Origin of the sequence: Thermomicrobium roseum DSM 5159, from assembly GCF_000021685.1 — a bacterium.
Lineage (GTDB): Bacteria > Chloroflexota > Chloroflexia > Thermomicrobiales > Thermomicrobiaceae > Thermomicrobium > Thermomicrobium roseum.
In genome coordinates this window covers 137,574-151,875 of the sequence record NC_011961.1, presented here as the reverse complement: position 1 = coordinate 151,875, position 14,302 = coordinate 137,574, and the positions used below count along the sequence as shown (strand labels likewise).

Below are 14,302 nucleotides of genomic sequence, written 5' to 3'. Positions count from 1 at the left end.
GTCACCAGCGACGAGCAGGAGGTGAGCAGGATGACGCACGATCAGGAGCCGTATGCCCGGGGTATCGTTCCGGAGCGACCGTTCGCCGCGGTCCGACCGTTGGTCGGCGAATTGGTCGCCGTCTTGGCCGTCAGCTTCCCCGACCGCAACCTGGAACTGGAACCGTTCGGCTCGCGAGCCTTCCCCGATGGTGCCATCGCCGAACTCTGCGTGACCGACCAACCGGACGCTCGACCGGGCCAGCGGGTCGCCCGGGCCGCCTACCTCGGCTTCGTTCGCTTCCCGATCGGGGGCATCGTCGCCGTGGGTGCGCGCTGCTCCGTAGCCGGGGAGGAGATCGGCGAGGTGGTCGGGTTCGATGGCGTCCATGCTCCCAACCACTGGAACATCGTCGTGCGCAGCGCACGCTTCGCCGATGGCGCAGCCCGCGGTCTACGCCTCGGCGCCACGGTGACGCTCAGCGGCCCGGCCACCGCGAGCGAGCTGGACAGCCCCTGACCGCCGCCCGCACCGGGCGCGCCGCCGATGGCCGAACCGGCCGGTCGAGCGACCCCACTGCGCGGTGACGAGCGAGGCAGCCCGGATCCCGTCCCATCGCTTGCTCTCCGGCATCCCCATCCCCTACACTGCCGCCGACCGGACCGCGGGAAGGAGCGGAGCGATGGCGACTGTCGCCGAAGTCATCGCCCAGGAACTGCGAACAGCTGGGGTGGACCGCGCCTTCGGGCTTCCCGGTGGGGAGGTGCTGGCGCTCATCGACGCGCTGCGGCGAGCGGGGATCGTCTTCACCCTCTGCCGGCATGAGGCAGTGGCCGGCATCGCCGCCGGCGTCTACGGCAAGCTCCGCCGCACCGCTGGCGTCGCGGTCGCCACCCTGGGACCCGGCGCGGCCAACTTCCTGCTCGCCGTCAGCAATGCCTGGCTCGACCGCGAACCGCTCCTCGCCATCACCGCCGACCTGCCCGCCAGCTGGCCACCCAGTCACACCCACCAGCGACTCCCCCTCCACGACATCTACCGTCCTGTCACCAAGCATGTGGAGGCGGTCACGCCGCTCGACCCGCACCGCCCGGTCCGGCGTGCCCTCATCGCCTGTACGCGCGAGCCACTGGGGCCGAGTTACCTCACTCTTTCCGCCGAGGATGCCGTGCGACCAGCCTGCATCCTGCACGAGGAGTCGCTCGCCCTCCGACCGGCGGCGACAGCGCAGGACGCCCGGGTCGCTGCCGAGGAATTGGCGCGTCGCCTGGCCGAGGCCGAGCGACCACTCGTCGTGATCGGTCTGGGCGTGCGGCCGGAAAACGCGCCGGGCCTGCGGCGCTGGCTGGCCGCGTGGCATCTCCCGGTCGCCGTGACGCCCAAGGCGAAGGGGCTGGTGGACGAACGCGACCCGGCCATCGATTTCGTCGGCGTCGTCGGTGGGATGGCGATCGACGGCCTCATGGTCGAAGCCGTCCAGCAGGCCGACCTCCTCGTCGGGTTCGGCTTCGATCCGGTGGAAGTGGACAAGACCTGGCACGCCCACCGTCCGGTGCTCTGGGTCCTGGAATCGGCCCAGGCGACAGGCCTGCTCCCGCGACGCGACCTCCTCCTGGTCGACCACCATGCGCTCCTCGCCGCGCTCGGCGAACTGGCCCCGCCGCGCCGCTGGGAGCGCCCGTTTCAGGAGGTCCAGGCGGAGCGGGCCGCTATCGCGGCAGGGAAGAGCCGCGCACCAGCTCAGGGACTCGCCCCAGTGCGCATCGTCGAGGTGCTGGCCGCAGTCCTCCCGGCCGAGACGATCGTGACGACTGACGTGGGGTCGCACAAGTATCTCTTCGGGCAGTTCTGGCCGAGCCGTCACCCGGAGACGTTCTGGATGTCGAACGGCTTGTCCGGCATGGGGTACGGACTCGCTGCGGCGATCGGGGCCAAGCTGGCGCGGCCGGCTGCGCCGGTGCTGGCGGTACTCGGCGACGGCGGATTCTCCATGGTCTGCCAGGAACTGGAGACCGCCCGGCGCATCGGTGCACCAGTCATCGTCCTAATCATCGCCGATCGCTCCTACTCGCTGATCCGCATCGGCCAGGAAAACCGCGGTCTGCCACGCTACGGCGTCGACTTCGAGCCGATCGACAGCGTGCTCGTCGCGCAGGCCTGCGGCTGCGCTGGCACGGTGGCCCGGACTCCCGACGAACTGGCCGCGGCCGCCCGCCAGGCGCTCGCCGCCAACGAGGCCGGGTTGCCGTTCGTCATCGAGGTACCGCTCGATCCGGACGCCTATCGACCGATCGTCTGAGCGCGCACTCGCCAGCAGGGTCGCGACCAGGCATCGAGCTCGCGCCGCTTCAGTTGCGCGCTCAGGCCGAAGCGCCGGGCCTCCCGACACACCCGGGCTTCGGTCATTCCTCGCTCGACGTACTCGATGGCGAAGACCGGCTTGCCCGCTCGCCGGAACGGAGCGGTGAGTCCGCACCAGCCTTCGGCGAGACAGCTTTCGACGAGGATCCAGTCGAAATCGCCGACGAGTTCCGCCGCCTGCTCGGCGTCGTTCTTGAGCCCGATGGCCAGACCGCGTGCGTGCGCCTGGTGGGATCAACACGCGAGGGGCAGCACACACCCCACGTTGTAGGGGTCAGGCGCTACCTGGCCCGCCGGCTCGCAGGGCCAGAACTGGCGGTGCGGCCGGATGTCCACGGTAGCGTGCGCAATGGCCGAGGGGATGGGTGTTGCCACGGGGGTTGCCGCGCCCACGGCGCGGCGGGCGAGGCAGCGCCTCGCCCCTACAGGGTGGGACGCCGCATCGGCGGTGCGACCGATACCGGCCATGGGTCGGTGCCACGCGTCATGTGTAGGGGTCAGGCGGTGCCTGACCCGCCGGCCCGCCAGGGCCGGGAACCCCGGGTGAGGCGATGGGCGCGGTGCCGGGTGGAGCGGCAACGTGGTCGATGCGTGCCACGGTTGTTGCCGCGCCGGTGGCGCGGCGGGCGAGGCAGCGCCTCGCCCCTACATGCCTTGGTGGCGCATCACCGGTGCAACCTGTACGGGCGATGGTGGCGGATCCCTCCCCCGTCCGGTAGGGGTCAGGCAGTGCCTGACCCGCCGGCCTGGTAAGGCCGGCAAACCTCCGGTGGGGCGATGGTGACGATGCCAGCAGGATCGTCGAACCGGGCGATGCATGCCACGGGTGTTTGCCGCGCCGGTGGCGCGGCGGGCGAGGCAGCGCCTCGCCCCGACGAGGCGGTCAGTGCATCCCCGGTGTGGCCTATGCCTGCACGGATGGGCGGCAACCGATCCGCGTCTTGTAGGGGTCAGGCGGTGCCTGACCCGCCGGCCCGGAGGGCCGGCAATCACCACCGTCACCGGAGTGCGGATACGGATCATGGCGGGGTGGGCGCCAGTGCGCCCGGGGCTGAAGCCCCGGGCTGAATCCGCAAGCCCCCTGAAGGGGGCTGCGAGGGGGCATCACCCCGCGCAGCGGGCCGAAGCAGATTCCCCGCCGAGAGGCGCCGTCCGGCAGCCGGCTGAAGCCGGCTCGGGGAATGACCCGGGTGGTTTTCGCCCCGCACGGTCACCGACCCCGTGGGGACCCCGAGAACGCGGCCGGGAAGACGATGATGCGGCGGCTGCGCGGCGCACTGATCCGCGTCGTCCGATATGTGCCGTCCCATTTGCCGCGCCACCGAGGTGCGGCACGCGACGCGGCGCCTCGCCCCTCCAAGGTGGGCGGATTTTCCAGGCGGCGACGCCTGACCCGCCGGCCCGGCTGGGCCGGAACCGGCGGCGCGAACGGGTGCCCACGGTGGCGTGCGCAATCCCCGCCGGGATGGTTGCCGGCACGGTTGTTGCCGCGCTAACGGCGCGGCGGGCGAGGCAGCGCCTCGCCCCTACACAGTTGGGGCAGCATGCTGGCGGTGGGATCGGTAGGCCAGGGGGTGGTGGGTGATCCCCCATGTTGTAGGGGTCAGGCGGTGCCTGACCCGCCGGCCCGGCCGAGCCAGCAGAGCTCGCCGCGCGATGATGACCGTGATACCAGGATCATCGACACCAGCGGTCAGCACCGCAGTGCTCGCCACTCGCTCTCGTCCGAGGGAACGCGCGCACCACGCGGGGCAGCACGAGCGAGTCACCCTCCCCGACGTTCGGAAAAGACGAGCGCTCTCGTCTCTCCCCACCCGCTGCTGCTGGGGCATACTAGTCAACGGCCACTCCGGGGGAAGGGATGGGAACGCAACGCGACCCCGGTCTCGGGGATCCCAATCAGCACGATGCCTCCGCTCTCCCCGCGGCGACCGAGCAGGTCGACTGGCCCACGCGACTGTCCTGTGCACGAGCCGGGCTCCATGCGATCATCGACCTGGACCAGCTGGCGACGAATGCCCGGACGCTAGTCCGCTTTCTCCCGCCCGATGTCGAGCTCCTCGCCGTCCTCAAGGCGAATGCCTACGGCCACGGACTCGTCCCCAGCGCGCTCGCCGCGCTGGCGGGAGGCGCACGCTGGCTCGGCGTCGCGCGCATCGAGGAAGGTCTACTGCTCCGGCAGGCCGGTCTCACTGCACCCGTCATCGTGCTGGGTCCCCCCAACCATGCACGCCTGCGCGCAGCGGTCGCGGCTGACCTCACCCTGGCGGTCGGCTCTCTGGCCGACGTCGAGGCAGTCCGGTCAGCCGCCAGCGCGCTCGGTCGCCCAGCCCGTGTCCACCTCGAGGTCGATACCGGCATGCACCGGTTCGGTGCCACGCCTGACGAAGCAGTCGCGCTGGCCCGCGGGTTGGCATCCGACCCGCTTCTCTCCTTCGAAGGGATCTACACCCATTTCGCGACCGCCGATGCCCCGGATTGCCGGACACTCCGTCGCCAGATGGAGCGCTTCCGCGCCGTCCGCGAGCGGTTGCTGGCCGAAGGTATCCACCCGCCAGTCGTGCACCAGGCGAACAGTGCTGCCACGCTGCGCGGCGCGCTCGGCGACCCCGATCTCCCCGGTCGGCGCGTGGTTCGGGTCGGTATCCTCTTCTATGGTCTCACCCCCGACCCAGCGCTGCTGCTTCCACCCGGCATTCGACCAGCGCTCACGCTCCAGGCCCGGCTCGCCCGCTGCTTCGTTGTCCACGCGGGCGAAGGGATCTCCTACGGACATACCTATGTCACCAAAGCGCTCACCCACTGTGGCCTGGTCCCCGTCGGCTATGCGGATGGTCTTCCGCGGGCGCTCTCCAACCAGGGCTGGTTCCTCGTCCAGGGACAGCGCTGCCCGATCCTCGGACGGGTCTGCATGGATCAAACGACGATCTCGCTCGAGGCGGTCCCTCAGGCGGAAATCGGTACTACGGTCATCGTGCTCGGTACCGGCGAGGACGGCGCGATGACCGCGTGGGACGCTGCGACGCTCAGCGGCACCATCGCCTACGAGATCCTCACCAGCCTGGCGACCAGGATTCCGCGCCTCTACCAGCGCGGCGGAGAAATCGTCGGCCTCGCGGACGCCTTCGGTCTCGTCTGGCGCGACAGGATGCGAGCGCGGTAGCATCGACTCGACAGTGCGGAACCGGCCCTGCCGCGGTGCCAGTGTGGACCGCCAGGGAGGAGAAAGCTGGCGATGCCCGAGCGAGCGATCCGCATCCTCCTCGTCGATGACCATGCCCTCTTCCGGCAGGGTCTCCGCCAGTTGCTCGCCACCACTCCCGATATCGTCGTTGTCGGGGAAGCGGGATCAGCGAGCGAAGCCTTCGAGCTGGTACCCCAGCTCGCTCCCGATGTCGTGCTCATGGATATCGCGATGCCGGGACTCGACGGCATCGCTGCCACCGCTGCGCTCCGCCAGCGCTTTCCCACTCTCCGCGTCGTCATGCTGACCATGTACGAGCCAACGACCTCTGGCGAGGCAGCACGCGCTGCCGGCGCCATCGCCTACGTGGTGAAGAGCAGCCGGCCAGAGGAACTCTTCGCTGCCATCCGCGCAGCCGCCAACGGCGCTATCCCGCCCAACGGGGAGGTGCGAGCAGGGCAGTCTCCCCCACCTCCAGGCCGGGATACTGCTGATCGGGTCGCACAGCTCGAGCAACGTCTCGCCTGGCTGGAAGCCCAGCTCGCCCAACTCGGCGTTCGTGAGCCACTGCCACCATCCCACGCTCCAGCAGAACCGGTCATGAGCGCTCCGCCAGCCGACCAGCCGATCGCTCCCTCTCCGCCGGTCGGAGCAGTGTCCCGGCACCCGGTGTGGCAGCCCAGCATTGGCACCGCGCGAGCGGCGGATACCATGCCGACCCCCCGATCCGTTTCCCCACAACCATTGCCCGTCGCGCTCACGCAGCTGGCGAACAGCCTTCTCCTGGGTATCCTCGTCGTCGGCGAACTCGTCGCGCTCGCCAGCGCCCTCTTGCTCTTTCCCTCGCCGATCCTCGCGCGCTGGATCACCCTGGGAGCCGGGCAACTCGCGAGCCTGGCTCTCATCACGCTCGTCGCGCTCGCTCCGCAGCGCCGGAGCGAGGGCCAAATCGTGCTGCTCGTCGCGCTCACCGCAGCGATGGCCTGGAGCCTCCTCACCGCACGATCGGCGCCGGTCGCGCTCCAGGCGGCTGCGCTCGCCGGGACGAGCAGCCTCGCGCTCGCCGCGCTGGCACTCTCCTGGCAGCGCCGCTTCCTTCTGGCAGCCGCACTCTCCCTGGCACTGATCACGGTCCTGCCATCCTTACTCGCGATCATCCCCGGTGCACTCGCCCCGTTGTGGGTCACCGGAACCGTCGCCCTGGCGAGCGGTCTCGCCTGGTCACGCCTCCGCCGGCCGAGCGATCCGGTCGCCTGGGAGTGGCTGCCGCTGGCGCCGCTCGCGCTCGGCACCCCGCTCCTCCTGGTCTGGCTGGAGAGCGGCGGTCGGCCAGCGCTTCTCCTCGCTGCCCCGTGGATCGCTGCCTTCCCGCCGCTCGTCGCAGCCGGGAAGGCGCAACGACCAGTGCTGCGAGCGCTCCTCGCACTCCACGGAGCGCTCGCCCTCGGCACGGTCGGCTGGCTTTTCCGCACGGCTGCCCACAGCGAGCAAGCTGCTGCGCTCGCCGTGCTCGCCGTGCTGGCGAGCGCACTGGCGCTCCTCCTCTGGTGGAGCGGGCAACGGGCCGGTGCCAGCACCGCCCCCGCAGTTGTCCCCGCCGCGTTCGCTGGCCTCTCGCTCGCCCTCGCCGCTGCCCGACACCCAGAGCCGGTGCTCGCCCCGCTCGTCTGGTGCACGCTGGGACTCGTGCTCGCGGCGCTGCCCTCCCGGTGCACCTGGTCGACGTGGATCGCGCTCGCGCTCTTCGCCGGCGGGTGCGGCGCGGCGCTCCTCGCTGTCCTTCGCTCTCCCGACTGGCAGCGCTGGAGCCTCCTCGTCCTGGTCCTCGGCACAGCGACGATGACCGGTCCTTTCCTCGCTCCTCGCTGGTGGTTCGTCACTGGCTGGCTCGGCAGCGGCGTGCTCGCGCTCGCCGCACTCCTGGCGCTGCGACTCACTGGCCTGGTGGAGATCGCGGCACTGAGCGGCCTGGCACTGGGTACCCTCGTCGTGACCCGGTACATCGTCCCCCGGCTCGATCATCCGACCGGTGCCTGGGTGTGGCTTCCGACTCTCGGTGCCAGCGCCAGCGCACTGGCCAGCGCGCTGACCGGGCCACTCTCGCCGGGACGACTCGGCATCGCGCTCCAGCCAGCGGTCTCCGCGACGAGCGAGCCGGTCATCGCGGCCAGCATGCTCGTCGCTGCTGCGCTGGCCGCCGGTCGCCTGCTCGGTCGCCGCTGGCGCTGGGCCGCGATCGCGATCGCTCTGCTCCTGATCGCGTATGTTCTCCCAGCGGTCGTGCCGGACGCCGCGCTCGTCCTGAGCTGGTCCGCGCTGGCCGTCGCACTCGCGCACGCGCTCGGCATCCGCCTCCGGCCCTGATGCTGTCTCGCCCCCGAGCTGCACCGCCGAGGAGAGGTGTTCCTGAGGAACGGAGAACAGCGAGAGCCAGCGGCTGTTCCCGCGCTGCTCGAGCCGGGCCAGGAGCGCCAGCTGGCCACGCCCCCGCTCTCGCGCGCACTGCTGCCACAGCCGATCGCACCCGACCGTACCGGCGCGGCGGGATCGAACGTCGGCTCGCCATTCCGGCACCTACGGTGCGCTGTGTCGCCGTAACAGCGGAGTCGAGAAAACCCTGGCACACTGCACGAGGCAGAATTGGCACACTTATCTGAGTGGCGGGCATCACCGCCGCGTTCGTCGAAGTGCAACGGGTAAACTTTAGAAGCGAACATATTGCGTCGGAGAAACACATAAAGGAGAGGATCATGACGAGAGCGATACCGGTCACTGCGAAGCCCATCACCCAGGCACGACTCCACCAGCGAGTTGTCGAGGAACTTCTGCGGCAAATCGTCAGTGGCGCATTGCCGCCCGGCACCACGCTGCCGTCCGAGCCGGAACTGGCCCGGCAATTCGGGGTGAGTCGCATCGTCATTCGGGAGGCGATCCGTATCCTCGTCGAGAAGGGCCTGATCACGGTCCGACATGGCAGCGGGATGTGGGTCCAGTCGATCGAGCAGTGGAACCATCTCGACCCGATGGTCCTCCTCGAGGAAGTCCGCTCGAGCCCGGACGCGAGCCGGCTCAGTGAACTCCTCGAGCTCTGCGAGATCCTCGACGTCGGTGCCGCCGAGCGGGCCGCTACCCGCCGCACCCCCGAGCAGCTGTCTCGGTTGCGCGACCTGGTCGAGCGGATGCGCAAGGTGGTCGATGATCCGGCAGCCTACCTCGATCTGGATGCGCTTTTCCATGCGACGATCGCTGAGAGTGCCGGAAACCGCCTCCTCCGCGATGCGCAGCGACCGCTCAGCGAGGTGCTGTTCGCCAACTGGCTGTGGGCCACACGGGCACCGGAGGAGCTCACCCGCTTCCAGCAAGACCACGAGGCGATCTATGAGGCGATCGCCGCCGGTGATCCACTCGGCGCTCGCCAAGCGATGCACCGGCACGCCCAGCATGTGGCCAGCGCTCTCCGCGCCGGAATCGCCCCAGCGGCGGGGGAACTGGTCACGACGGGCAGCGACGGTCGCCACGCTGCTGCTTGAGCGAGTCCACGAGAGCGGGACGGGTATTCCGTCCCGCTCTTTTTTTCAGCGCCATCACTGGACAGGAGCGAGACTGTGCCGGACAGCGCGCCCGGTCAGACGCTCGGATTGTGTACGGGGTGAGGCTCGCGCTTCCCCGTCCCCCCTCACCAGAGCCCGGATTTGGCGAAGGCCAAGAGGAAAAGCCCGCTCACCAGCAGCAGCGCGACCACGATACCGAGGACGCGCAACAGCCATGGCGGCATCGCCGATGCCTCCCCGCTCAGCCGATCCCTCCCTGGGCAGCGAGCTGTCGCGTGAGCAACGCTTGCCCGATATGCTCTCGATTGTGCTGGATGGCATGGAGCAGCCAGCGCATCCCGCTGAAGCGACGCCCCAGTCGGTCATTAGGCGGTGACCACTCGCGGGCCAGTGCGTCGCCGGTGAGCCGGGTGAGTCGCTCGCTCGTTTCCTGTTCGGTCTGGTCGATCAGCTCGAGGAGCGCAAGTGCACTCGGCGCCTCGTACCGGAACCAGCGCTCGCGGTCACGCTCGACCACCTCGCCCAGTGCCGCCGCCACGAGATAGCGCTCGGCATCCAGGAGATGCGCGACCAGGACGGCGATCGTGTTCATCTCCGGTCCCGGTGACCAGTTGAGGACCGCTGGGCTGAGCCCCTGAACGAGTTCCCGCAGGACCTGATGCTGCTCGCGCAACGTCGACTCCACCGCTGCCCGTACCGTCGAGACCAGCTCGTCGCTCACCTCGCTCTCCTTCCGCGCCACAGCCGCTCGATCTCCCACCGTCCGTACCGTTCCATCTCCTGCACGAGATCCTGGTAGAGAGCACGGTACCGCTCGTAGCGCCCCGCGTCGATGACACCCGCTTCGACCGCCGCGCGCACCGCACAGCCCGGCTCATCCAGGTGCCGGCAATCCCGGTACGGGCACGCACCCAGATACGGCCGAAATTCCCGGAAGCAGCGGTCGAGTTCCTCCGGCAGGATCGCCCAAAGGTGCAGCACCCCGATACCCGGCGTATCGACCAGGAATGTCCGCTCGTCGAGCTGGATGAGTTCGCTCGCGGTCGTGGTGTGCCGGCCACGCCCCGTCGCCTCGCTCACCGCACCGATCCGGAGTTCCAGGTCCGGCCGGAACGCTTTCACGAGGCTCGTCTTCCCGACCCCCGAGGGTCCCGCGAGCGCGGAGAGTTTCCCCTCGATCGTCTGCCAGAGCTCGTGCAGGCCCGCTCCACTGGCTACGCTCGTTTCGACGACCGGATAGCCGATCGCTCGGTATGGCGCGAGCATCGCTCGTGCTCGTCCAGCCGGGTCGAGATCGATCTTGTTCAGGCAGATAACCGTCGGCAGATCCTGCGACTCCGCCACCACCAGGAAGCGATCGAGCATCCCCAAGCTCAGTTCCGGCTGGGCAGCCGCCATGACCACCACCAGCTGGTCCAGGTTCGCCACGATGACCTGCGCTGCCTCCCGATCGCGCGCTCGTCGTACCAGCGCGCGTCGCCGCGGCGCGACCGCTTCGATCACTCCCTCTCCCGGGGCGACGACGCGCACCACGACCCGGTCACCGACCACGACCAGGTCTTCCCGCCGGCGCTCCTTCTTGAGTGCGCCACGCACGACACAGCGGAGAACCCCCTCCGGCGTCAGCACGTCGTAGTACGGTCCCCGCACCCGGATCACGATGTTCGCTGGCCACGCGTCACCAGGATGGTCCGCTTCCTCCGTCACCGTTCCCCCTCGTCCTCGACCCCTCCACTCACTGTGAGACCGAAACACCAGCAACGGGAGCGCGGGCAGCCCGCTCCATCAGTGCCCGCTCCGGCAGCGACTGGTACGCCAATACCGCTAACGTACCGAACAGGAGCGTCACCACGGCCGCATGCCCCAGCACGCTGGCCAGGCTGAGCCGGCTCCAGACCACCCAGGCACCCGTCACCGACTGGGCGAGCAGCAAACCCAGCGCGACCAACCCACTCCACACCAGGTCTGGACGCTCGCGCCGTAGCACCCGGTCTCGCCACAGTCGCACCACCAGGCCGACCAGGCCCAGCGTCAAGACGAGCGCGCTCAGCCGGTGCAGGAAGACTACCCCCGTCGGTCCCACCAGATCCGGGATCAGCCGGCCCTGGCAGAGCGGCCAGTCTAGGCAAGCCAGACTGGCCTGGGAGTGCCGCACGTACGCGCCGAGGTACACCACGGCGTACGTCCCGATCAGGAGTCCCCAGGTGGCCCGGACAACACCAGCCGGCACGTGGAGTCGCCGGCGTGCCCGCAACGACTCACCCCGCGTCAGGACAAGCGCCAAGAGGAGCGCGCTGGCGAAGACAGTGAGCGAGACACCGAAGTGCACCGCCATGACCAGCGGATGCCGCGGCGCCAGCACCGCCGCTGCCCCGAGCGCCGATTGCAGGAGCAGCGTCCCGACCAGCAGCCCCGCGACGATCCGCGTTTCCCACCGTGCGAAGAGTTCTCGCCGCTCCACGATCGTCAGCGCGAGCAACGCCACCAGAACCAGCCCACTCACCAGCGTGGCGAGCCGGTGACTGTACTCGATGATCCCCTCCGCCGTGAGCGGCGGAAGCAACCGGCCATGGCAGAGCGGCCACGACTCCCCACAGCCGAAACCCGATCCGGTCGCGGTGACCGTTGCCCCCAAAAGGAGCACCAGTCCCATCGCGACTGCGTTCGCCCACGCCAGGCGCCCGACCCAACGCACGCGTTCTCGCATGATCTGCACCGCACCTTCCCGAGCACGCCATGCCTTGCACCTGACGGAAGGATAACCGAGCTGCCGACCATCGACAGCCCGCTCTCTATCCCACGGCCGACCAGACAGCACTGGCCCCCGCGGTTCTCGCGGGACATCGGTAGTCATCCGGCTTCAGCCGAAACCTGCCATCTCGCTGGGATCCCACCCGGCCGAGAAGGCACCCGACCCGAACCAGGGCAGATCAGCCGAGCGCACGCTTTCGCGTTCCGTCCCGTTGTGCCCCTGCAGAAGAGCGTTGGGCTCACGAAAAGCGCGCGAGCGATCGGTTCCCGCTCGTTACCAGGTCGTCGGGTCCTTTTCGCAGAAACGGGACGCGCGCCACACGAACGCATCCACAGCCTGCGCCACGTCACCGCGCCTTCGGCAGCCCTACCCGCACGAGCGAGAACGAAAACTGCCGCGGTTCCCGCAGTCTCGCGCGATCACCGTCGCTCCGAAGCCCACTGCCGTCAGGGAAACGACTCTCCGGACCGCCATGCAGCGCACACTCACCAGCACGAGCGCCTCGTAGGCCAGTCACGGTGGTGGCTCCCATCCTCTACGGCTGGCAGGGACGCTCTCGGGTCCACTTTCTTCGCGAATTTCTCCAGGTTCCGCGGCCCTCTGACCGTTCGGTTGTTGCCCTCGACGACCGCGAGCGCGGGAGCATCGCTTTGCCATGACGATTTTCTACATCGAGACCAGTCCGGAGAACTCCACCGACTGTCGCGGGAACGAGCGGCGCACTCTATGCGCTGAACTGGTCGAGGAACTGGGCGAGCGTGCGAGACTCGGATGCAGGAGCCCGGTCGCTCACGGTGCCGGCTCGCTCCGTCCCGGTACCACGCCGAGGAGGCGCAGGAACGCCTCGATCTTCTCCAGTTCCCACGCCGTGAGGTCGACCGACACCGTGATCGTCACCGCGGCACCAGCCGGTGCGGCTGTCGTTCGCTCCGGCACTGGCGCCGAAGCCAACTCGGACGATACCGTTGTCACACCCGACACCGCGGCGGGTTCGCGTGGTACTGGCTCCGACTCGGCCCCACCGCCACTGAGGAGCGGCCGCAGCACTCGCAGCCGCTCCTCGAGGTCCGGCGCTAACACGAGTCGCGAGGGCTGGCCGCGTACCCCGCGCCGAAAGATCCCCAGCCCCGCCTCCTCCGCCAACTTGAAGAAGAAGGTGCGCGCTTCCTCGACCCTGTTGCGGGGCTGGCCCAGCCGCATCTCCACTTGCCAAACCCGCTCCACCCAAGGACCATCGATCACGCTCAGTCCCTCGCGCAGCGCTCGCTCGATGACCCCACCGTACGGCGGGTAGCTCAAGACCACCCGTGCCAACTCGCGCTGTCGTTCGAGCGCATCGGTGGCATAAGCCAGTCGTCGCCCAGCCTCCGTCAGCCGAATTTCGCTCGCATCGCGCTCGATCAATCCCAACTGCTCCAGCGCGTTCAGGGTCTCCCGCAACGGCTCTCCACCGCCCAAGCGAGCTTCCAGCAGGCTCCGGTCAATACCTCTTCCCTTGGCGTATTCCATGACTTGGAACAGCAAGCGTGGATCGGTCCGGTACGGAAGCAAGATCGCCATCGCCAACCCTCCAGTACGATCGTCACGCAACCATTCTAGCACCGGCAACTGGATCAGTCAAGCAAATGATGGACGCGACTCTCTACGCTACTCATCACGTCTTTCCCCAGCGCTCGGCCACGCCACTGCAGCAGCGGTGGGACGCACTGACCGCGACGACACCTCGCGCATGACGCTTCTCCACGCGCCCGATCACCGCGCGAGTCGTCGCCCGCTCAGCCTCGGTCCAGTACGGGAGCGCGCACATCGCACGGGAAGCAGCACGCGACGATGATAGTGAAGCGCGTGAACGGCACGCGTGAAGTATCGCTCGAAGAAATCCCAACCACTCGTCACGCAGCGAAGCGCGCGGCGAGCAGTCGGCACGCAGCCAGTCTGGCGGGCGATCGTGCCGGCCGAGCCCCAGAGCACGCGCGCCAGTCGGCTCGAGTCTGATGAGGACGAGACTGAACGAGGGCTGATCGCTGGAGCTGACCACGCGGCTCGAATGGTCGTGCGGGGAGGAGTTCTGCTCTGCGCTGGGGGACCAGATACCTCCCCGACGCAGCAGCGCAGCGGCGGAGTAGCGATGACTCCAGCGACCGCCGGCGTTATCGACGCAGCAGGCTCCGTTCGACGTCGCTCCATCAGTGTTCAGGCCGCGGCTGGTGGCTCACGACGTGCCGCTCTCGCTCGCCCAGTACGGCCGTTCGTGAGTCGAGCGAGTTCGCGCGTTGCCCATATCGCACCCCCCGGTCACCCGCGGGAGGCCTCTCCGACCCTCACGTGGCTCGCTCGCTGCGTCGTCGCTCCGCGTCACGCGCCGGGAGGCGCCACTGGCCGCTCGTCAGGCGCGCCCCGCTCGCGCACCGCTGCGGCACCATGGCTGGCGTACCGACACACCCGACGGCTCCTCATGGCAGGAAGCAACGGCCC

10 protein-coding genes and 1 pseudogene are annotated in these 14,302 nt (G+C 69.2%); 5 read left to right on the top strand and 6 right to left on the bottom strand.

What is annotated here, in order from left to right:
• Positions 1-30: 30 nt before the first annotated feature.
• Together TRD_RS09980 and TRD_RS09975 are read left to right on the top strand one after the other, a co-directional pair.
• Entirely contained in the window at positions 31-498 is a 468-nt protein-coding gene (locus TRD_RS09980) for a DUF6917 domain-containing protein (RefSeq protein ID WP_012642827.1), read from the top strand.
• 163 nt (positions 499-661) lie between these two features.
• On the top strand, positions 662-2,278 hold the full coding sequence (locus tag TRD_RS09975) for a thiamine pyrophosphate-binding protein (RefSeq protein ID WP_012643029.1): 1,617 nt from the start codon (positions 662-664) through the stop codon (positions 2,276-2,278).
• Here TRD_RS09975 and TRD_RS15385 read toward each other — a convergent pair.
• Both TRD_RS15385 and TRD_RS14250 read right to left on the bottom strand, forming a co-directional pair.
• Positions 2,260-2,556 (bottom strand): annotated as a pseudogene (locus tag TRD_RS15385) (endo alpha-1,4 polygalactosaminidase); the annotation flags it as partial. The gene TRD_RS09975 and the pseudogene TRD_RS15385 sit on opposite strands and share 19 nt — an antisense overlap.
• A gap of 1,310 nt (positions 2,557-3,866) precedes the next feature.
• Positions 3,867-4,055, bottom strand: coding sequence for a hypothetical protein (locus TRD_RS14250; protein WP_012642736.1), 189 nt, complete (start codon positions 4,053-4,055; stop codon positions 3,867-3,869).
• Between the two features lie 146 nt (positions 4,056-4,201).
• On the opposite strand from TRD_RS14250, the gene alr reads away from it, so the two are divergent.
• The 3 genes from alr to TRD_RS09955 all read left to right on the top strand — a co-directional run bounded on the left by alr (position 4,202) and on the right by TRD_RS09955 (position 9,054).
• Positions 4,202-5,503 (top strand): alanine racemase, encoded by a 1,302-nt coding sequence (gene alr / locus TRD_RS09970; protein WP_012643277.1) that lies wholly within the window; start codon positions 4,202-4,204, stop codon positions 5,501-5,503.
• Positions 5,504-5,575: 72 nt separating this feature from the next.
• Positions 5,576-7,888: a response regulator gene (locus TRD_RS13820; protein WP_012642735.1), complete on the top strand. Its 2,313-nt coding sequence runs from the start codon at positions 5,576-5,578 to the stop codon at positions 7,886-7,888.
• 386 nt (positions 7,889-8,274) lie between these two features.
• The gene (locus TRD_RS09955) at positions 8,275-9,054 is read left to right on the top strand and encodes a FadR/GntR family transcriptional regulator (RefSeq protein WP_012643022.1); all 780 of its coding nucleotides are present in this window, start codon (positions 8,275-8,277) and stop codon (positions 9,052-9,054) included.
• Between the two features lie 262 nt (positions 9,055-9,316).
• Here the strand turns inward: TRD_RS09955 and TRD_RS09950 are convergent, their stop codons facing one another.
• The 4 genes from TRD_RS09950 to TRD_RS09935 form a co-directional block, all read right to left on the bottom strand.
• Positions 9,317-9,796 carry a DinB family protein gene (locus TRD_RS09950; RefSeq protein ID WP_012642841.1) on the bottom strand — a complete coding sequence of 160 codons (480 nt, stop codon included), beginning with the start codon at positions 9,794-9,796 and terminating at the stop codon, positions 9,317-9,319.
• Positions 9,793-10,782: a ribosome small subunit-dependent GTPase A gene (rsgA, locus tag TRD_RS09945; protein ID WP_012643115.1), complete on the bottom strand. Its 990-nt coding sequence runs from the start codon at positions 10,780-10,782 to the stop codon at positions 9,793-9,795. Before rsgA ends, TRD_RS09950 begins: the two co-directional genes overlap by 4 nt.
• 28 nt (positions 10,783-10,810) lie before the next feature.
• Positions 10,811-11,782 carry a COX15/CtaA family protein gene (locus tag TRD_RS09940; RefSeq protein ID WP_169302307.1) on the bottom strand — a complete coding sequence of 324 codons (972 nt, stop codon included), beginning with the start codon at positions 11,780-11,782 and terminating at the stop codon, positions 10,811-10,813.
• A gap of 834 nt (positions 11,783-12,616) precedes the next feature.
• Positions 12,617-13,387, bottom strand: a complete 771-nt coding sequence (locus TRD_RS09935; RefSeq protein WP_012643208.1) for a hypothetical protein — start codon at positions 13,385-13,387, stop codon at positions 12,617-12,619.
• Positions 13,388-14,302: the final 915 nt, after the last annotated feature.